General features: G+C 60.1%; 19 protein-coding genes. 9 read left to right on the top strand and 10 right to left on the bottom strand.

What is annotated here, in order from left to right; genetic code table 11:
* Positions 1–6: 6 nt before the first annotated feature.
* The 5 genes from rimM (at position 7) to PHS32_RS00550 (ending at position 3,588) form a co-directional block, all read left to right on the top strand.
* Positions 7–570 (top strand): ribosome maturation factor RimM, encoded by a 564-nt coding sequence (gene rimM / locus PHS32_RS00570; protein ID WP_301076801.1) that lies wholly within the window; start codon positions 7–9, stop codon positions 568–570.
* A 10-nt stretch (positions 571–580) separates the two neighbouring features.
* Positions 581–1,324, top strand: a complete 744-nt coding sequence (gene trmD, locus PHS32_RS00565) for a tRNA (guanosine(37)-N1)-methyltransferase TrmD (protein WP_301076800.1) — start codon at positions 581–583, stop codon at positions 1,322–1,324.
* Between the two features lie 139 nt (positions 1,325–1,463).
* A complete protein-coding gene (gene rplS / locus PHS32_RS00560) occupies positions 1,464–1,850 on the top strand; it encodes a 50S ribosomal protein L19 (RefSeq protein WP_301076799.1) in 387 nt (128 codons plus the stop codon).
* Positions 1,851–1,931: 81 nt separating this feature from the next.
* A complete protein-coding gene (locus PHS32_RS00555; RefSeq protein WP_301076798.1) occupies positions 1,932–2,633 on the top strand; it encodes a CoA pyrophosphatase in 702 nt (233 codons plus the stop codon).
* 25 nt (positions 2,634–2,658) lie between these two features.
* Positions 2,659–3,588 (top strand): CobD/CbiB family protein, encoded by a 930-nt coding sequence (locus tag PHS32_RS00550; RefSeq protein ID WP_301076797.1) that lies wholly within the window; start codon positions 2,659–2,661, stop codon positions 3,586–3,588.
* A gap of 19 nt (positions 3,589–3,607) precedes the next feature.
* Here PHS32_RS00550 and rsgA read toward each other — a convergent pair whose 3' ends face one another.
* Both rsgA and PHS32_RS00540 read right to left on the bottom strand, forming a co-directional pair.
* Entirely contained in the window at positions 3,608–4,528 is a 921-nt protein-coding gene (rsgA, locus tag PHS32_RS00545) for a ribosome small subunit-dependent GTPase A (protein ID WP_301076796.1), read from the bottom strand.
* 34 nt (positions 4,529–4,562) lie between these two features.
* A complete protein-coding gene (locus PHS32_RS00540) occupies positions 4,563–5,840 on the bottom strand; it encodes a M48 family metallopeptidase (protein WP_301076795.1) in 1,278 nt (425 codons plus the stop codon).
* A gap of 37 nt (positions 5,841–5,877) precedes the next feature.
* Here PHS32_RS00540 and orn point away from each other — a divergent pair, with 37 nt between their 5' ends.
* Both orn and PHS32_RS00530 read left to right on the top strand, forming a co-directional pair.
* Positions 5,878–6,462, top strand: coding sequence for an oligoribonuclease (gene orn, locus PHS32_RS00535; RefSeq protein ID WP_301076794.1), 585 nt, complete (start codon positions 5,878–5,880; stop codon positions 6,460–6,462).
* Between the two features lie 239 nt (positions 6,463–6,701).
* A complete protein-coding gene (locus PHS32_RS00530; protein WP_301076793.1) occupies positions 6,702–8,534 on the top strand; it encodes a DEAD/DEAH box helicase in 1,833 nt (610 codons plus the stop codon).
* Positions 8,535–9,061: 527 nt separating this feature from the next.
* Here PHS32_RS00530 and bamC read toward each other — a convergent pair.
* The 4 genes from bamC to PHS32_RS00510 form a co-directional block, all read right to left on the bottom strand.
* The gene (gene bamC / locus PHS32_RS00525) at positions 9,062–10,141 is read right to left on the bottom strand and encodes an outer membrane protein assembly factor BamC (RefSeq protein ID WP_301076792.1); all 1,080 of its coding nucleotides are present in this window, start codon (positions 10,139–10,141) and stop codon (positions 9,062–9,064) included.
* A 57-nt stretch (positions 10,142–10,198) separates the two neighbouring features.
* Entirely contained in the window at positions 10,199–11,092 is an 894-nt protein-coding gene (gene dapA, locus PHS32_RS00520) for a 4-hydroxy-tetrahydrodipicolinate synthase (protein ID WP_301076791.1), read from the bottom strand.
* Between the two features lie 36 nt (positions 11,093–11,128).
* Complete coding sequence (locus tag PHS32_RS00515; RefSeq protein ID WP_301076790.1) at positions 11,129–11,716, bottom strand: class I SAM-dependent methyltransferase; 588 nt, start codon at positions 11,714–11,716, stop codon at positions 11,129–11,131.
* Between the two features lie 134 nt (positions 11,717–11,850).
* Complete coding sequence (locus PHS32_RS00510; protein ID WP_301076789.1) at positions 11,851–13,044, bottom strand: MFS transporter; 1,194 nt, start codon at positions 13,042–13,044, stop codon at positions 11,851–11,853.
* 183 nt (positions 13,045–13,227) lie between these two features.
* Between PHS32_RS00510 and PHS32_RS00505 the strand changes: the two genes are divergently transcribed.
* Together PHS32_RS00505 and PHS32_RS00500 are read left to right on the top strand one after the other, a co-directional pair.
* The gene (locus PHS32_RS00505) at positions 13,228–13,704 is read left to right on the top strand and encodes a peptidylprolyl isomerase (protein WP_301076788.1); all 477 of its coding nucleotides are present in this window, start codon (positions 13,228–13,230) and stop codon (positions 13,702–13,704) included.
* Complete coding sequence (locus PHS32_RS00500; protein WP_301076787.1) at positions 13,688–14,620, top strand: endonuclease/exonuclease/phosphatase family protein; 933 nt, start codon at positions 13,688–13,690, stop codon at positions 14,618–14,620. The genes PHS32_RS00505 and PHS32_RS00500 overlap by 17 nt, the downstream gene beginning before the upstream one ends.
* Before the next feature lie 20 nt (positions 14,621–14,640).
* Here the strand turns inward: PHS32_RS00500 and PHS32_RS00495 are convergent, their stop codons facing one another.
* From PHS32_RS00495 to PHS32_RS00480, 4 genes are all read right to left on the bottom strand, one after another.
* On the bottom strand, positions 14,641–15,345 hold the full coding sequence (locus PHS32_RS00495) for a LytTR family DNA-binding domain-containing protein (RefSeq protein WP_301076786.1): 705 nt from the start codon (positions 15,343–15,345) through the stop codon (positions 14,641–14,643).
* Complete coding sequence (locus tag PHS32_RS00490; protein WP_301076785.1) at positions 15,342–16,388, bottom strand: histidine kinase; 1,047 nt, start codon at positions 16,386–16,388, stop codon at positions 15,342–15,344. The genes PHS32_RS00495 and PHS32_RS00490 overlap by 4 nt, the downstream gene beginning before the upstream one ends.
* Positions 16,389–16,393: 5 nt before the next feature.
* Entirely contained in the window at positions 16,394–16,966 is a 573-nt protein-coding gene (locus tag PHS32_RS00485) for a hypothetical protein (protein WP_301076784.1), read from the bottom strand.
* Between the two features lie 173 nt (positions 16,967–17,139).
* Positions 17,140–18,492, bottom strand: coding sequence for a cellulase family glycosylhydrolase (locus PHS32_RS00480; protein ID WP_301076783.1), 1,353 nt, complete (start codon positions 18,490–18,492; stop codon positions 17,140–17,142).
* Between the last annotated feature and the right edge of the window lie 5 nt (positions 18,493–18,497).

The raw sequence follows: 18,497 nt of genomic DNA, 5'->3' as shown, positions 1-18,497 counted from the left end.
ATTGTGATGCTGCCTGGCCTCGAAGCCGCCGAACTGCCGGCGGATGCCATCGAAGTTGGGCGCGTCAATGATGCCTGGGGCATCAAAGGCTGGTTCAGAGTCCAGCCTTACAGCGCCGATCCGGAGGCGCTTTTTTCTTCCAAGCGCTGGTTTCTTTTGCCATCCGAGATCGGGGCAAAAACCTTTTCCGGCGTTGGCAAGCTGTCCATCGTGCAAGCCAAGACGCACTCTGGCGCGGTTGTCGCTTCAGCGCGTGAGATCGATGACCGCGATGCGGCTGAAGCCCTGCGTGGCGCCCGTATTTTCGTCTCCAGGTCCAGTTTCCCAAGCACGCAAGAAGATGAATACTATTGGGTCGACCTGATTGGATTGAATGTCGTCAATCGGGCCGGTGTGATGCTGGGGACGGTCAAGGAACTGTTGTCAACCGGAGCGCAAACCGTACTGGTGATGGATTGCGAGCAAGAGGGCAAGAAGTTCGAGAGAATGATCCCCTTTGTGTCGACCTACATTGACGACGTTGATTTGCCAGGGCGGCGCATTTTGGTGGACTGGCAAGCCGACTATTGAGAGTCGTCAGATGCGCTTCGACGTTGTCACGCTTTTTCCGGAATTGTTTGCGCCGCTGTTGACCAGCGGCATCACCCGGCGTGCCTTCGAGTCTGGCCAGGTGGATGTGCATTTTTCCAACCCACGGGATTTTGCTTCCGGGAATTACCGGCGCGTCGATGACAGGCCGTTTGGCGGTGGCCCTGGCATGGTGATGATGGCCGAACCCCTGACCCTGTGCCTGAAAAGCATCCAGGTGGAACGCCATGATGCTGTCCCGGTGGTTCTCTTTTCGCCTGCTGGCGTGCCGCTTAGTCACTCCGTGGTGGCGCGCTTGGCCGACAGCCAGGGTGCGGTACTGATTTGTGGCCGCTATGAGGGGATTGACCAGCGTTTTATCGACGCCCATGTCACGCAGCAAATCAGTCTGGGCGACTTTGTTCTGTCGGGTGGTGAAATTGCCGCCATGGCTTTGCTGGACGCCGTCGCTCGCCTGCAGCCGGGGGTCTTGGGCAGTGCAGACAGCCACCAGCAGGACAGCTTCAATCCGGCGCTGGACGGCTTGCTGGATTGCCCGCATTACACCCGCCCGGAGAACTGGTCCGGCAGTACGGTGCCGGAAGTTCTGCTCTCGGGTCACCATGACCGGATCGAACGGTGGCGGCGTGAGCAGCGGCTGGCCCTGACCGCCCGCTTGCGCCCCGATTTGATAGCGCAGGCGCGGCAGGCCGGGCGGCTGAGCCCCATGGACGAAGCTTTTCTGCTCGGGCACTGAGGTCCAGTTGGGCTTTGGGCGTTCGATCGGGTTATAATTTAAGGCTTATCGATCCTCTGGCGGGCCGCCTTGCTTCGTTTGCAGTGGGGCCTTTGCGTCAATCCCGACGCTGGCGCTTCCAAGATCATTTGAGGAAAACATGAATTTGATTCAAACCCTTGAGCAGGAAGAAATTGCTCGCCTCGGGAAAACAATTCCCGAATTCGCCCCCGGTGACACGGTGGTTGTCAGCGTGAACGTTGTTGAAGGGGCGCGCAAGCGTCTGCAAGCCTATGAAGGCGTCGTCATTGCCAAACGCAATCGCGGCCTCAACAGTGCCTTCATCGTTCGAAAAATCTCCAGCGGAGAAGGTGTTGAGCGTACTTTCCAGACCTACAGCCCGCTGATTGCCAGTATCGAAATCAAGCGCCGTGGCGATGTGCGTCGTGCCAAGCTGTACTACTTGCGCGATCGCAGTGGTAAATCGGCCCGTATCAAGGAAAAGCTGCCGGCCAAGAAAACCGCTACCCAAGCCGCTAACGCATAACGCGAGCTGTTTTGGAAAAGCCGCCCAGCTTATGCTTGAGGCGGCTTTTTTGCTTTTAGGTTTTTTCTCATCGTCTTTTCCATGGCGTCAAGCGTATCCAGTGTCTCCTTGTCCAGTTTGCCGAACTTCGACCCGCGTCAAGTTCCGGTGCAGGGCGTGGATTCACATCTGCCGGTAGTGCCGCGGGCATCGCTGCAGCCAGTGGCCTTGCGGCGGCGCTTCGCTTCACCCCCGCTGTGGGAGCCCGAATTGCTGGCGGAGACAAAATTTGTCGACCGGGCACCGACGCATGCCTCGGTGCTGCTGCCGATCGTCATGCGCGAGCAGCCCACCGTCCTGCTGACGGAGCGCACCCTGCATCTATCGACCCATTCCGGGCAAATTGCTTTTCCGGGTGGCAAGGCCGAGGCAGACGACGCGGATGCATCGGCCACCGCCTTGCGCGAGACGCAAGAAGAAATTGGCCTGGATCCGGCTTTGGTGCAGGTGCTGGGCCTGTTGCCCCAATACGCGACCGGTTCGGCTTTCATCATCACGCCGGTGGTCGGTCTGGTAGAGCCAGGTTTTACGCTGACCCCCAACGCCTACGAAGTAGCCGATGTGTTCGAGGTGCCACTGGAATTCCTGATGAACCCAGGCCATCATCGGCGTCATGTTTTCGAGTGGGAAGGGGTTCGACGCGAATGGTTCTCGATGCCGTATCAGGACCGCATGACGCAGCGTTTCATCTGGGGTGCCACCGCCGGCATGCTGCGCAACTTCTATCGAATGCTGTCGGCCTGAGGCACAGTGCAGCTATGATGGTTGCATGAGCTTTATTTCGGTGCTTCTTGCCCTGTTGCTGGAGCAGGCGCGTCCTCTGAGTCTGGGTAATCCGGTGCATGCCAGCATGCGTGCCTGGGTGCGCTGGAGTACCCGAAATTTTGATGCCGGAAAATCCTTCCATGGCTGGTTGGCCTGGGGCTTTGCGGTGGGCGGCCCGTCGCTGGCAACACTGGCCATTTACAGCCTGCTGGATGCTTTTTTGGGCTGGCCGGTGGCGGTAATCTGGAGCGTGGCGGTGCTGTATGCAACGCTCGGGTTCAGACAGTTCAGTTTTCATTTCACCCAGATCAGGAATGCCCTGGCGGATGGGGACGAAGATCGGGCTCGCGAATTGCTGGCAAGCTGGAAACAGATTGACGCCAGCGAGTTGCCCCGCAGCGAAATCGTGCGTCACGTGATTGAGCATTCGGTGCTGTCGGCCCACCGTCATGTCTTCGGCGTGCTGACCTGGTTCTCGGTTCTGGCGGCTTTTGGTTTCGGCCCGGCCGGCGCGGTCCTGTACCGATTGAGTGAATTCGTCGCCCGCTACTGGCGGCACAGGAGCAGGACGCACCATCAGCCGGTCAGTGAAGCGCTGCAACAGACTGCCGCTGACGCCTGGATGGTTATTGACTGGGTGCCAAGTCGTGTTACCGCGATCAGTTTTGCCGTGGTTGGCAGCTTTGAAGAAGCGATTGATGGCTGGCGCAATTACGAGCCGCGTTCTGCTGGCGACAATGATGGCGTCGTGCTGGCGGCGACAGCGGGCGCGGTCAATATTCGGCTGCAGGGTTCAGACAGGCAGAGTGAACCGTCTTCCGGGCAGGTGCCCGAACTGGCGCATCTGGCCGTGGTGGTCGGCCTGGTCTGGCGCACGGTGGTCATGTGGATGGTACTGCTCGCTCTCCTGACACTGGCGCGCCTGCTGGGCTAGGGCCTGTTCACCCGATCTTTCAATATCTTTTCACCTGGCTCAGCTCGGCATACAAGTCGCTGTAAATTTTGTAGCGATTGGCACTGATGCCTGCGGGATCGGCGTCTGGTTTGATGGCGGCCATGACGCCGCAACCGGGCTCGTGAAGATGGCTGCAGTTGTAGAACTTGCAGTTGGCCACGTGGGGTTTGAGGTCCGGCATATAAGCCGCCAACTGTGCCGGGTCGATGTGGTTCAGACCAAATTCCTGGAACCCTGGCGAGTCAATCAAGGCCGTCGTTTTATCCTCGTCCACCCAGTACCAGGTGGTGCTGGTAGTGGTGTGTTTGCCCGAATTCAAGGCTTGGGAAATTTCACCGGTCTGTGCCAGCGCGCCCGGTGCCAGCAGGTTGATCAAGGTACTCTTGCCGGCTCCGGACGGACCCAGCACCAACGTCGTTTTGCCCGCCAGCAGTTTCAACAGCGCGCCCCGATCCACTTGGGCCGATTTTTTGAGCGACAGCGGGAGCACGCCGTAATGCATTTGCCGATACGGCAGCAGCCACTCCCAGGCGCGCGCGAAGGGCTCGATCAGGTCGCTTTTGTTGAGCGCAATGATGGGCGTGATGTGCTCGGCCTCCGCCGCAATCAGGGCGCGAGAGAGTTGACTGCTGGAGAATTCGGGCTCAGCCGCGATCAGGATCAATATCTGGTCCAGATTCGCGGCAAAAGACTTGGTCCGGATTTGATCCTGGCGGTAAAACACGTTTTTCCGCGGTTCGATCTTTTCGATGGTGCCCTCGTCGCGCGAGGCCTGCCACAGGACCCGATCCCCCACCAACCCCTGACTCTTCTTACCGCGCGAATGGCAGATCAGGCGCTTCCCGTCTGGCGTTTCGACCAGAAAGTGGCGGCCGTAATTGGCGACGATCAGGCCGCGCTGGAGAGTGTCTTGTTGCATCGACTGATCGCCTTGCGGGTGGGCGGTCGTTGGCTCAGACCCGCATCCGTGCCAGGCGCTCGGACGCTGGCGGGTGAGAGTAGTGGAACTTCACGTACACCGGATCGGGTGTCAGTGTCGAGGCGTTATCTTCATAAAGCTTGAGCAAGGCGGTACCGAGGTCCTGGCCGCTGGTTTGAGCCACGGCGTAGGCATCCGCCTGAAACTCGTGCTTTCGCGAGAACCAGGTAAACACCGGTGCGATGAAGAAGCTGAAGACCGGCACGGTGAGCATGAACAGCAGCAGGGCCAGAGCGTCATTCGGGGCGTTCAGGTTGGGCTGCACTCCCAGCCCGTGGTAGAACCACAGTTGCGTTGCCAGCCAGCCCAGCAGGGCAAAACCAAGCAAGCTCAGGGCGAACATTGAAACGATGCGTTTGACCAGGTGTTTGTGCTTGAAGTGCCCAAGTTCGTGCGCCAACACGGCGTCCACTTCGCCGGCCGACAGTTTGGCCAGCAGCGTGTCATAAAACACCACGCGCTTGGCCGCGCCAAAGCCGGTGAAGTAAGCATTCGCGTGGGCGCTGCGTCGGCTGCCGTCCATTACAAAAAGTCCTTTTGCGGCAAAGCCGCAACGCTGCATCAGGGCCGTCACGCGTGCTTTGAGTGTTTCGTCCTCTACGGGTGAAAATTTGTTGAACAAGGGTGCGATGAAGGTCGGGTAGATCAGCAACACCAGCAGATTGAAACCCATCCAGACGCCCCAGGCCCACAGCCACCAGCGGTTGCCGGCGGCACCCATCAACCACAAGATAAGCGTGGCAATGGGCAAGCCAATGATGACCCCGAGCAAGCTTGATTTGATCAAATCGATCAGCCAGAGCTTGAATGTCATCCGGTTGAAGCCGAAACGCTCCTCGATGACGAAGGTCTGGTACAGCGTCAGCGGCAAATCAATAAATCCGCTGATGAGCACAAATCCTGCCAGCAGCGCCATCTGCTGCCCCATGCCACCGCCCAGCCACCCAAGCAGCGCCAGGTTGAGTGTCGAGAGTCCGCCAAACAAGGTCCACAGCAGAAGAACCAGTGAACCCAGCACCAGTTCGAACAGGCCAAAACGCACCTTGGCGATCGTGTAGTCGGCGCTCTTCTGGTGCGCGCTCAGGCTGACGGTGCGGGAAAACGCTTCCGGCACTTCAGCGCGGTGTTGTGCCACATGCCGGATTTGGCGGGCGCTGAGCCAGAATTTCAGCACCATGCCTGCGATCAGGGTCAGCGCAAAGGCGAGGGTCAGCAACATCGAAGGGGAAGACAGGAGAAACGAATCAGGCATGGCGCCCGAGTTTAGGTCATCGGCGACAATTCCGGGCATGAACGTACAGAACCCCAACCCAGGCAACGCATTGCTTGTCAAATCCGACCAAAACCTTGTCTGGCTTGATTGCGAGATGACCGGGCTTGAGCCCGAACATGAACGAATCATTGAAATCGCGGTCGTCGTCACCGGCCCAAACCTTGAATGTCGTACCGAAGGTCCGGTGCTGGTGATCCACCAAAGCGACGAGCAGCTTGACAGCATGGACGCCTGGAACAAAGGCACGCACGGAAAAAGTGGCCTGATTGACAAGGTCAAGGCCTCGACCTTGACCGAAGAGGAGGCACAAGCGAACCTGATTTCATTCTTGACCCAGTACGTGCCCAAGAACGCTTCTCCGATGTGTGGCAACAGCATCGGGCAGGACCGACGCTTTCTGGTCAAGTACATGCCTAAATTGGAGGCATTTTTTCACTACCGCAATCTGGACGTAAGCACCCTCAAGGAGTTGTCCAAACGCTGGCGTCCGGAGGTTTATGCGTCGTTCAAGAAACAGCAGCGGCACACCGCCCTGGCCGATGTGCACGAGTCCATTGACGAGATGGAACACTATCGGGATCACTTTTTGAAACTGGGTTAGGTAGAAACCCGAATCTATGTCATAATAGAAAGCTGCACTGGAAACAGCGGTGCACATTTGTACATCTCCCTTCATTCACAGGGTCCAAAGCCGGTTCACTAGTGCGAACCTGCAGAAAATGACCCCCGGCGCTGCTTGAACTCCCCGTGAGTTGGCGCAGGTTCCGTTTGATGGTTGATGTTTTTTAACCATTGACGGAGTCGTTGCAAACGCTGCAGCGCTCGCGTGTGAGTAAATCCATGACTGACGCTTTTCAAGCGACGGGCGATATTTCGCTTGTCGAAAATTTTTCCAATCAAACGGCCGAAATGCCAAACAACGACGACCAGGCAGTGGCGGTCGCTGCTGAGATCCCCAACGGCTTTCTGACTTTCGGCCTGGCTCCCGAATTGCTTCAGGCGGTAAAAGATCTGGGCTTCACGCAACCGACCACGGTGCAGTTGAAAACCATTCCGCTGGCGCTGCAAGGCCACAGTGGGTCGGATGAAGCGGCGCGCTTTATCGACCTGATGGTGTCGAGTCAGACCGGTAGTGGCAAGACCGCCGCGTTCCTGTTGCCGGTCCTGCATACCTTGCTGACCCAGCAGGCGCAGGCCGAGGCGAAAGAACGTGCCGACTTCGAACGTGCAGTGGCCGAAGCAGCGGCAAAAGGCGAAGCGCCTCCCAAGCGCGCCAAACGTAAAGACCCCACCAATCCGCGCAACTTTTCGGCCACCGCTCCGGGCGCCCTGATCGTTTGTCCGACGCGTGAACTGGCCCAGCAAGTAGCGCACGATGCCATTGACCTGGTGCAACATTGCCGCGGTCTGCGCATTGCCAACATTGTGGGTGGCATGCCTTACCAACTGCAGATTGCCAAACTGCAAAACGCCAACCTGGTGGTGGCCACGCCGGGTCGTTTGCTGGATCTGCAACGCTCCATGCAGATCAAGCTCGACAAAGTGCAGTTTTTGGTGGTCGACGAAGCCGACCGTATGCTGGACTTGGGCTTTTCCGACGACCTGGCTGAAATCAACCAGTTGACCATGGCGCGCAAGCAGACCATGATGTTCAGCGCCACCTTTGCGCCGCGTATTCAGCAACTGGCTTCGCGCGTGATGCGTGAACCCCAGCGCTTGCAGATCGACAGCCCGCAGGAGCGGCACCAAAATATCCAGCAAAAGCTCTTCTGGGCCGATAACGCGCAGCACAAGCGCAAATTGCTGGACCATTGGCTGCGTGATACCACCATTAACCAGGCGATCGTGTTTGCCAGTACCCAAATCGAATGCGATGGCTTGGCCAATGATTTGCAGCAGGAAGGCTTTTCCGCTGTCGCATTGCATGGCGCCTTGAGCCAGGGTTTGCGCAACCGCCGTTTGATGGCCTTGCGCCAGGGCCAGGTGCAAATCCTGGTGGCCACCGATGTGGCGGCACGCGGTATCGACGTACCCACGGTGAGCCATGTGTTCAATTTCGGTTTGCCGATGAAGGCGGAAGACTATACGCACCGTATTGGCCGTACCGGACGCGCTGGGCGCGATGGTCTGGCCGTGACGTTCGCCGAGTTCCGTGATCGTCGAAAGATCATGGACATTGAGTTCTACAGCCATCATCAATTCAAGGGCGAGACCGTTCCGGGACTGGAGCCCAAGCAGCGTTTCCCCGATTCGCGTCCCAGTTCCAATTTTGGGAATCGTGAAAGCCGTGGTGGCAATGACTATCAGGGGCGCGACCGCAATTTTGCGGGCGCCGGCCGTGCTGCTGGTTTCGGCGCCAATCGGGGCGGTTTTGCCGACAGGAATCCCGGGGCGGCTCGCGATTCGGGCGCCAATGGCTATCAAAACAACAACGCGGGTGGATTCGGTCAGGCCGATGGCCGCAGTGGCGGCGCGCGTGAGGGGTTCAGCTACGAACGCAAAGGCGGCTTCAATGACCGCTTTGCCGGTGCCCGCAATGACGGCATGGCGCCGCGCGGCGATTTTGGCGCCCGCAAGCCTGCGTTTGGCAAGCCGATGGGGGTAAGGCCGGGCAATGGTGGCAAGGTCTTCGTGCCCCGCGATGCCAAGAAGCGCCCGGTACGCAGCGCTTGATGAACGTCGTCCCGCTGCCACAGGTGGCGGAACCCCCCAATTATTGGCCTATAATGCAAAGCTGAGCAAAGAGATCTCGAGTCATTTTTGCTTGGTCCTTGCAGTAATCCTGCACCGACAATTTCCGGAAATTGTTTCATTAACTCACTAGGTATTTTTCAAATGAAAAAATCGCTCGTTTTGGCCGCTGTCATTGCCGCCGCCGCTTTGGTTGCTTGTGGTAAGAAAGAAGAAGCACCTGCTCCTGCACCGGCTCCTGCCGCTGCTCCGGCACCCGCACCCGCTGCTGCTCCGGCTCCCGAGGCTGCTGCTTCTGGCGCTGCCGCTGCCCCGGCTGCTGCCGCTCCCGAGGCTGCCGCTTCTGGCGCTGCTCCGGCTGCCAGCGCTGCGAAGAAGTAATTTCTACCTACTCAACTCTGTTGAGTCAAAAAAGCCACCGTCAGGTGGCTTTTTTTATGGGCCGAAGAAACTGGCTCGAAAAGCCCGGAAGGACAGTTCCGGGCATCACGTCGGCATGGCGGGTTGGCTTACTTCAGGTCATCGGCAATAAGTTTGACGATACGCTGCGCATTGGCCGAGTTGTCCGGCGCCCCGCTTTCATTGAGTACGGATACCGTCGTTGACTCGCCTTGGCTGACTACGGCAATGCGGTATTTCAGCGGCGTCGCACCTGCCTTCGAGCCGCCAAAGAGTGAGCCGAAGAAGCCGGCTTCTGACTTGTCTGCTGTCGGCTCGACATAACGGACAAAATAAATGCCTTGGCTGCGGTCCCGGTCCTCCACCGTGAAACTGGTGCGGTCCAAAGACAAGCCGACACGCCGCCAGGCACGGGCGAAGCCCTCGTCAATTTGGACCACCGTTTGCCCATTGACCACGGCAACACGGGCACTGCTCTTGTTGACCTCAGCGGCCAGCAAGGCTTTGGATTGTTCTTTCGTCACGCCCAGTTTCACCATCAGCCGGCCCAGGAACTCGGCTTCGAGTTCCGGATCGGGGGCACGGGGTTGCCATACCGTTCCGTCTTTCTCCTTGTTGGCGTACACCTCCACCATGCCCCGGTGGCTGATGAAGATTTCGGTGCCACCGCTCGCATTGCGTTCCAGACGCGTGCGAAATTTGTCACGCTCCCCGGTCGAATAAAGTGAGTCGAATACTTTTCCTATGGCACTGCGAATAAAGTCCTGCGGTATCTTGGCCCGGTTTTCCGCCCAGTCGGTTTCCATGATGCCCAAATTGGCTTGTTCCATGATCAGCAGAAAACCATTTTCCTGCCAGAAGTCACGTACCGGATCCCAAAGTTTGTCGGCCGGTCGATTCACCACCAGCCAGCGCTGGCTCCCGGCGCGCTCGATACGAACATCGCCCAGGGCAGTCACCGCAGTGGGGGTCGACGGGCTGGCTTGACCCAGCTGGAAACTCGATGCCGTCACCGTTCCACCGGGAACGGCATAACGGGAGCTGGCGGAGAGTTGGGTCAAATCCGGCGGGACTTCAAGCGACGGTGCCTTGCCCGCGCTTTTGTAGTTGATTTTTTCGCTCTCGAGCACCGAGCACGCCGCCACGGCGAGTGAAAGGCTCAGCAGTGCAAGTTTGGAGAAATGATTCACAAATATATCCCTTGGGGTAATGAATGGGGTAGGCGAAATAGGGTAAGCCCGGCCAGGTCAGACCAGACCGACTGCTTGCAGGGCACGTTCAACCACGGCTTCATTGGCGTGGCTCAAAGGTGTCATGGGTAAACGCAGCGTGCCGCCGCACAGTTTGACTCTGGCCATGGCCCATTTGACAGGAATGGGATTGGCCTCGGTAAACAGATATTTATGCAAAGGCAGCAGTTTCAACTGAATTTCCATGGCCCGCTTGGTGTCGCCGGCGATCGCCGCAACGCACAGTTCATGCATCAGGCGTGGCACCAGGTTGGCCGATACGCTGACATTGCCATGCCCACCGCACAGCATCAAGGCCACTGCGGTCGGGTCGTCCCCGGAATAAATGGCAAATCCCTTGGGCGCTTCCCGGATCAGCCACTGGGCCCGCTCAATATTGCCGGTGGCTTCCTTGATACCCACGATGCCGCTGACTTGCGCCAGGCGCAGCACGGTGTCGTGCGCCATATCTGCCACCGAGCGGCCGGGTACGTTGTACAGCACGATCGGCAGCTCAACCGCTTGCGCAATCGCTTTGAAGTGCAGGTACAGTCCTTCCTGGGTCGGCTTGTTGTAATAGGGCACAACTTGCAGTTGGCAATTTGCCCCCACCGCTTTGGCAAACTTGGCCAGCTCAATCGCCTCCGCCGTGGAGTTGGCGCCGCAGCCCGCCATGATGGGCACCCGTCCCGCGGATTGTTCCACCGCGACACGGATGATTTCGCAATGCTCTTGCACATTGACGGTGGGCGACTCCCCGGTGGTGCCAACGACGCACACGCAGTCGGTGCCTTCGGCGATGTGCCAGTCGATCAGTTTGCGCAGCGTCGGGTAGTCGACACTGCCATCTTCGTGCATCGGTGTGACAAGTGCCACGATGCTGCCCGTGATTTGGATGCTTGAGGAGGTCATGTCCGGGTGCTTTTTAACGGTAATGGGGCATTCTACCTAGAGCGTGTAACGCTTGGGTGGCCGATCGAGGGCATCTGCCAAATCAGCCCGCACAGCGGCGATCCGTTGCAGGAAGCGGGGAGGATTTTCAGCAAACCCTTCTTCAAAAGCAAGGGTCCGCAGGCCGGCAAAAGCGGTCAACAACTCGCCCGGGCGCAACAGAAAGTCCGGCCGCGATGGTTTGCCCACGGTCTCGTTCCCGCTGGAAAAGGTTTCGTAAATCAGCAGGCCCGCCGGCGCAACAGATTGCGCGATCAGCGGCAACAGCGGTCGCCACAAGTAGTTGGTGACAATCACCGCGTCGAACTGGCGAACCTGGCTGCCGTTCATCAGGGGCCAGGGCGCCATTTCAATATCGGCCAGAACCACCGCGCCGAAGTTTGCCGCTAGCGCCAGAGCCGCTGGCGAGCGATCGATGCCGGTGACGACATGCCCCCTCTGCGCAAACCACTGCATGTGACGCCCCTGGCCGCAAGCGATGTCCAGCACCGAACCGTGGGGCGCAACCAGGTGCGACCAGCGTTGGACCCAGCTTGAGACCGGTCCCGCGCCATCGATCAGGGTTGCAGAGGATAGCTCCGGCATGGGGTCAGAAACAGATCCAGATCTGGTTCGCCAGGGTGAACAGGAAATCGGGCCGCATATAGAGCGAAAAAACCACCAGAAGCAGGCAAAGCGCAGCGCCGTAGAACAGGAGTTTGCGCCCGCGGTTCACAGTTTCACGCGCCTTGCAAGGCGTCCTTGCGGTTGATGGAGGCTTCCTTGATGGGCAGGTTCACCAGCGCCGCCAGCACGCCCAAAACGATGGCGATGTACCAGACCAGGTTGTAGCTGCCGGTGCGGTCGTACAGGTAGCCACCCAGCCAGACGCCCATGAAAGAGCCGATCTGGTGGCTGAAGAAAACAAAGCCACTGAGCATCGAGAGATGCGCCACGCCAAATATCTGCGCCACCGTGGCGTTGGTGGGCGGCACCGTGGAGAGCCACAGCAGGCCCATGACGCTGGAAAAAACGTAGACGCTGGCGGGCGACAGCGGAACCAGCAGGAACAGGCTGATGGCGATGGCGCGCGCCAGGTAGATGAAGGCCAGGATGTTCTTCTTCTGCAGCCGCTGCCCCAGCGCGCCGGCCGCGTAAGTGCCAAACACATTGAACAAGCCGATCAGTGCCAGCGCGTAACTGGCGACCTGCGGCGACAGGCCTTTGTCCCGCAGGTAGCTGGGCATGTGCACGCCAATGAAAACGACCTGGAAACCGCAAACGAAATAGCCGGCCATCAACAGCTGGAAGCTGGGGTAGCGGAAGGCCTCGCTCAGGGCTTGAAAAATCGATTGCTGGCGCTGACCGGCGGCGTGACCGGCAAAGCCGGGTTCGCGCAGGCCGGTGGCCAGCGGCACCATCAGCAAGGAGGCCAGACCCAGCATCATCAAGGCCTCTTTCCAGCCGAAACTGCTGATCAAAAAACCCTCGGTCGGTACCATTAGAAACTGGCCGAAGGAGCCGGCCGCGGCCGCGATGCCCATGGCCCAGGAGCGCTTGTCGGCGGCAACGTTGCGGCCGATCACGCCGTAAATGACGGCATAGGTGGTGCCGGCTTGCGCCATGCCAATCAGCACCCCCGCCGTGACCGAAAACAGAAACGGCGTGCTGGCATGGGCCATGCCCAGCAGTCCCAGCGCGTACAAAACGGCACCACCCAGAATCACCCTGAAGGCACCGAAGCGATCCGCCAGCATGCCGGCAAAGATGCCGGAAAAACCCCAGACCAGATTCTGGATGGCGATGGCGAAGGCAAAGGTTTCGCGGCTCCAGCCCTGGCTTTGGGTCACCGGCTGCAACCACAGGCCAAAGCCGTGCCGTATGCCCATGGAGAGCGTCACGATGGCGGCGCCGCACAGCAGAACCTGGGTCATCGAAAGTGTCTTGGTGGTTGGATTGCCGGGCATGCCAAATCAGGTCCAGGTTGCTATGGAATGAGGAGCGACAGGTGCCGCTCGGACGCGAGATTGGGGTTGATTTTACGTACCCGCAGCGGCTGGCCCGGGAGTGCGCGAAAATGGCACACAGAGAATCAGGTTTCCGACCCCCACACACCTATGAAAATCGAAAAGAACACCGCCGTCACCTTGCGCTACAAGCTGACCGATGCGGCCGGCAAACTGCTGGACCCGGGGCGCGAGCCCATGGTTTACCTGCACGGGGGTTATGACGCCATATTCCCCAAGGTGGAGGCGGCGCTGGACGGGCAACTGCCCGGTTACCAGACCACCTTGCTGCTGGCGCCGCAAGACGCTTTTGGCGAACGCGACGAGAGCCTGCTGCAAACCATCCCGAAAACCCAGTTCCCGCCCGGCGTCAAGGTCGGCGGACAACTCCAGAGCCTGGCTGCGGATGGGCAGCCGCGGATGTTCAATGTGCTGAAAATCAAGGGCGACACGGTCATGCTGGATGGCAACCACCCGATGGCCGGCAAGAGCTTGCGTTTTGCCCTGACCGTCTCCGCGGTGCGCGCCGCCACCGAAGAAGAGATTGCGCACGGTCATGTGCACGGTGCCCATGGGCACCATCATTGATGTCTTGTCGCGGTCACGCCGGCTCCCCTTGCGCCGACAAGCATTGACCCGTCTTTGCGGCCTCACCCTGGCACTGGCTGGCTTGTTGCTACTCGGTCCGGGCGCCTTCGCGCAGACCGCGCAAGCAGCGGCGCGGACGCCGCTTCGCGTCATGAGCTACAACATTCGCTGCGGCTCCTGCGAACGTAAGGACGACGTCAACCACTGGCAGCGGCGCAAGTTTCTGGTGGCCCAGGTGATCCGGAAGTCGCAAGCCGATTTGATCGGCTTGCAGGAGGCCGAGCTGTTTCAGGTCAAGGACCTGGTGGCCCTGCTGGGCCAGTTCGACTGGGTCGGCGTCGGTCGCGACGATGGCAAGGAACAGGGCGAAATGAACGCCGTGCTGGTGCGGCGCTCGGCCTATTCGATTGAGTCGCAAAAAACCTTGTGGCTGTCCGCCACCCCGGAACAAGTCTCCAGGGGTTGGGACGCCATGCTCAATCGCACGCTGACGCTGCTCAAGCTCAAAGCGCGTGACAGCGCCCGGGAACTGTATTTTTTGAACACCCATTTTGACCATGTCGGCGAGCAGGCGCGGGATCAAAGCGCCCGGTTGATAACGCAAACGGTGCGCTCGCTGGGCGACCAACTACCGCTGATCCTGACCGGCGATTTGAATGCCAGGCCGGACTTTGCCGGCTACCGGACGCTGACCGCCGTCTTGCAGGACGCCGCCGTCGCGTCGCAAACGCCGGCCCAGGGCGGTGGCATCACCTTCAACGGCTTTGGCAAGGATCTGCAGCCCGGCAACAAGATCGACTACGTCTTTGTCAGCTCCGGGCAGACGGTGCAGTCGCACCGGGTCATCACCGACTTGTACGATGGGCTTTACCCCTCGGATCATTTCCCTCTTGCCGTGGAAGTGCGCTTGCGCTGATCAACAGCTTGCCGGCGAGCTCACATGCCGCGAAATCGCCCCCGATGCGTGCGGCTGACGGGCAGGGCGGCAGATTGACCGTGCACATGCACCATCAGTTCCCCATCTTCGCGACGCTCGATGCGTTCAATGGCGCGGGCGTTGATGACACAGCCACGGTGCACTTGCCAAAACAGATCTGAATCAAGTTGCCTGAGCAACTCGCTCAGCGGTGTGCGCAGAAGAAGGCTGTCGCCGTCGAAACTCAGCGCGCGGGTATAGCGCAGTTCGGAGCGCAGGGCAGCGATGTGCTCAACCTCGACGACACGCATGCTGTGGCCTATCCACGCTTGGACGAACCGCAGTGGCTTGTTGGTGCCGGACAGCGCGCACAGACGTTGCTGCAGTCGCTGCACTGTGACAGCCAGACGTGCGGGTGTGACGGGTTTTCGCAGGTAGTCCACCGCCGCGTGTTCAAAGGCATCCAAGGCGTATTCGGCATGGGCCGTGACAAACACCAGTTGCGTGCCCGGTGGTACCAAGCGTGCCAATTCCAGTCCGGTCATGCCAGGCATGCGGATGTCCAGGAACACGATGTCCGGTTTGAGCTCGTCGATCAAGCGCCGGGCCTGCGCGCCGTTTTCGGCACAGGCCACGATCTCCAGTGCGGGCCAAGCCTCTTGCAGCAGCGCGCGCAATTCGTCCAGCAACAAGGGCTCGTCATCGGCCAGCAGGGCAGTGTTCATGCGGGTTTTGATTCCAAAGGCAGTGGGAGCAGCAGCACGGCTTCTGTGCAGTGAACACCGGCGTGCAGTGAAAAACTGGCCTGATCCCCGTACAGTAAGCGCAGGCGATCCCGCAGGTTCTGCAGCGCCACGCCGTGCCCTTTTTCCGCCGGAGCCGAATGGAGGGGTTCACCCGTGTTGCAAACGATGAGCGAAAGCCGTTCCCCCTGGCTGCGGGCTTGCAGCGTGATGTTGCCACCGGCTTCGCACGGTTCTATGCCGTGCACGATGGCGTTTTCCACCAGAGGTTGCAGCAGCAACGGTGGAAGGGGTAAGTCGTGCAGCGCTTCATCGACCTCAATGCGGTAACTCAGGCGCGAACCCAGGCGCATGGAAAGTATGCCCAGGTACTGCTCCACGATGTGCAGCTCACGCCCCAGGGTGGATTGCGTTTGCCGCACCTGCGGCAACACGGCCTCCATAAATCCGCTGATGCGGTCCAGCAACGGCAGTGCGTCGACAGATTGTTGACGCACCAGGCTGCGCAGTGTGGCCAAAGTATTGAACAGAAAGTGTGGTTCTATTTGTGCCTGCAACATCTGCAACTCCGCCTGCACGCGCGCCCGCTCGGCCTCCACTTTTTGCATGGCGCGTTGACGCATTGCCGCTTGTGCCACGGGCGTGACCAGCAGCACCGCGCAAAAGGTCAGATGCAGTCCGGCATGGGCGTGCTGCGCGCTGACCGTCAAAATGTCAGAGCGTAGCGACAGTTCCAGCCACCAACCCGTGGCCGCACCAACTGCCACGCACAGGGTCAACAGGCTTAGTGCGAGAAGCCAGCGCTGCGGCTTGAATAGCTGGACGAACCCAGTCGTCAGTGCATAGGCCAGGCAGTAACCCAACCACAGGCCCAGAGCCAGACCCCATGCGGGGTGGGTGTGGGCCGCGGGTTGGGTTGCCGCAAAAGCCAGCACACCCGCCAGCATGACGAGCCAGTGCCCACGCCACATGAACTCGTCACGCAGGGCGTCGACAGCGTGGGTCCGCATCCTGGGGATATTCATGTTGATTACTGCGGTGACAGATTTATCGGCCGGGTCGGGCGAACAGACTTTGGCCCAGCGGTTACGGGCACAGTGTCGGGGACTACCTCAAGTCGAAATTGTGTTGTCCGCAGCGTGCCTTCGCCGTACAGGAGAAAACCGAAGTTCAAGGCATCCACATCCGACGGAATATCCAGCACTACTTCGGCTTCGCGCCAGCCAAAGCTACCCTTGAGTGGCCGTGTTTGCATGTTGTCGAAGACCCGGTTCCCGTCTTTTCCTGCATCACCGCGCAGCCAGAGGCCGCCCCACTCCTGCATGCTGTCTCCTTGCACCTTGGCCGACAGGCGGACACGCTTGCCCGCATAGTCTTGCGCAGAAATGACTTGCATGATGGTGGCGAAGCCCTCGGTGAGCTTGGGGCACTCGATAACAAATGCCTTGGGCGTTGGGCCGTCCTTGACGGCTTCGGTACTTGTGCGGCAGCCGCTAGCCGAACCCGTACGCAGCCAACCTTCAGGCAAGGTGCCGGGCGCGGCCGCCAAGGCGGTGACGAGCAGGGCGACGGCGGGCGCCGCAATCAATCCTTTGAGTTTCATGGTATCTCCTTGGTACGACCGATGTTAGTCGGACGCAAGAATAGATTCGCCCTGTGGTGACTGCAGGCGAATGGGGCAAACCGCTGTTGGAAAGACATGAACACCGCCAAAGTGCGCGCCAGCCGCAGTCCTGGACGCCCCTAGGCCAGACGGTTCGCCAGGCCTGCATGCGTTTACGGTTGCCTGAACGGCTCCGGCGCGCTCGCGCTGTTCATCCACTTCAGCACCGGGGCGTTAACCTCATAGGGGACGCTGCCGAACAACTTGAAAAAGTTCTCGATTTCCGCCAGCGAAGCTTTTTCGAAGTCGAGCTCTGGCACGCCGGCCCCTGCGGCATTGGTCACCAGACCCCAGTTGACCGGGGCCTTGCCGCCAGTGCGGCTGAGCTTCTTGAAGGACCAGGCGCTGCTGGCCCAACCCCGCTTGGCGTAGGCATCAAAACTGGCACGGGTGATTTGTCCGCTCAACTCCGGTTCCAGCTCGGCCCAGGGCTGGAACTCGCCGATGTACAGGGGCGTGTTCAGCGCCGCCATGCGGGCTTGCCATTGGCACAGGCCGCCGCCGTCGGGACGGCACTCAAGCCAGTCGCGGTGCACCTCCAGGCCCGGTTTGCCCCAGCCAAAAAAACCGGGATAGGGGTGGGTTTCAAAGACCACATCATGCATGCCCTGCTCGCCGGGCTTGCCGTAGGCCGCGAGGCCCTTGGGGTGGTCGGGCAGGATGATGATGTGCTTCGGGTCCACCGCGCGCACTGCGCTGTAAAGCGCTTTCACCACGGCGGCCAATTGCTCGGGCGTACTGCCCCAGGGTTCGTTCAGCAGGCCGTAGCCGGCGACCACCGGGTTGTCCCGGTAGCGGGCGGCGATTTGTTGCCACAGCCAGCTGGTGCGCCGCTGGTACTCCGGCGTACTCCAGTACCGGTTCTGGCCGGCGCAGCCGCTGTGGTGCTCGGTGCCCTGGGCGCCGACGGCGCCGTGCAGGTCCAGCACCACGTACAGGCCGCGGGCCTGCGCCTGGGCGACGGCGTCATCCAGGTAATGCCAGGCATCGGGGCGCAGATGGCGCGGATTTTTCTCGTCTTCGATGACGCTCCAGATGAAGGGCAGGCGCACCAGATTCAGCTTGAATTGGGGGATCAGGTCCCAATCGCGCTGGGTCATCCAGTGGTCGCGAAACAGCTTGAGCAGCCGCTCGCGCTGGGCCAAGCCAAAGCGCCGGTCCAGCACCGCTTCCAGCGTGCACTGGTCGTTGACCGGGGCGTTGTCGCCATAGCCCATCATCCAGAACTCGGGCATCAGCCAGTTGCCAAGATTGACGCCTTTGAGTTCGATCGCGCTGCCGTCGGCCTTGACCCAGCGTGTACCCTCAGTGCGCAGCATGGAATAGGGGGGCGGGTTTGCTGGCGCGGCAAGTGTCTTGGCAGCGGGAGCGTCCACGGTCGAGCCGCTGCTGGGCGGCATGGCGCATCCGGCGGCCAACAGGAGCAGCGCCAAGCCGGCGCAGCCGAGAAGATTCTTTTTCAGCACAAGCG

It is taken from the genome of Rhodoferax sp. (assembly GCF_028714215.1).
In the GTDB taxonomy this organism is placed as follows: Bacteria; Pseudomonadota; Gammaproteobacteria; order Burkholderiales; family Burkholderiaceae_C; genus Rhodoferax.
Note: the sequence above shows the minus strand (reverse complement) of the source record. Positions and strands in the feature narration are given on the sequence as shown.

Bases quoted from the DNA above. Each gene is read 5' to 3' on its own strand.
- rimM (WP_301076801.1), top strand. From the start codon at position 7: ATGCTGCCTGGCCTCGAAGCCGCCGAACTGCCGGCGGATGCCATCGAA.
- trmD (WP_301076800.1), top strand. From the start codon at position 581: ATGCGCTTCGACGTTGTCACGCTTTTTCCGGAATTGTTTGCGCCGCTG.
- rplS (WP_301076799.1), top strand. From the start codon at position 1,464: ATGAATTTGATTCAAACCCTTGAGCAGGAAGAAATTGCTCGCCTCGGG.
- PHS32_RS00555 (WP_301076798.1), top strand. From the start codon at position 1,932: ATGGCGTCAAGCGTATCCAGTGTCTCCTTGTCCAGTTTGCCGAACTTC.
- PHS32_RS00550 (WP_301076797.1), top strand. From the start codon at position 2,659: ATGAGCTTTATTTCGGTGCTTCTTGCCCTGTTGCTGGAGCAGGCGCGT.
- rsgA (WP_301076796.1), bottom strand. From the start codon at position 4,528: ATGCAACAAGACACTCTCCAGCGCGGCCTGATCGTCGCCAATTACGGC.
- PHS32_RS00540 (WP_301076795.1), bottom strand. From the start codon at position 5,840: ATGCCTGATTCGTTTCTCCTGTCTTCCCCTTCGATGTTGCTGACCCTC.
- orn (WP_301076794.1), top strand. From the start codon at position 5,878: ATGAACGTACAGAACCCCAACCCAGGCAACGCATTGCTTGTCAAATCC.
- PHS32_RS00530 (WP_301076793.1), top strand. From the start codon at position 6,702: ATGACTGACGCTTTTCAAGCGACGGGCGATATTTCGCTTGTCGAAAAT.
- dapA (WP_301076791.1), bottom strand. From the start codon at position 11,092: ATGACCTCCTCAAGCATCCAAATCACGGGCAGCATCGTGGCACTTGTC.
- PHS32_RS00515 (WP_301076790.1), bottom strand. From the start codon at position 11,716: ATGCCGGAGCTATCCTCTGCAACCCTGATCGATGGCGCGGGACCGGTC.
- PHS32_RS00510 (WP_301076789.1), bottom strand. From the start codon at position 13,044: ATGACCCAGGTTCTGCTGTGCGGCGCCGCCATCGTGACGCTCTCCATG.
- PHS32_RS00505 (WP_301076788.1), top strand. From the start codon at position 13,228: ATGAAAATCGAAAAGAACACCGCCGTCACCTTGCGCTACAAGCTGACC.
- PHS32_RS00500 (WP_301076787.1), top strand. From the start codon at position 13,688: ATGGGCACCATCATTGATGTCTTGTCGCGGTCACGCCGGCTCCCCTTG.
- PHS32_RS00495 (WP_301076786.1), bottom strand. From the start codon at position 15,345: ATGAACACTGCCCTGCTGGCCGATGACGAGCCCTTGTTGCTGGACGAA.
- PHS32_RS00490 (WP_301076785.1), bottom strand. From the start codon at position 16,388: ATGAATATCCCCAGGATGCGGACCCACGCTGTCGACGCCCTGCGTGAC.
- PHS32_RS00485 (WP_301076784.1), bottom strand. From the start codon at position 16,966: ATGAAACTCAAAGGATTGATTGCGGCGCCCGCCGTCGCCCTGCTCGTC.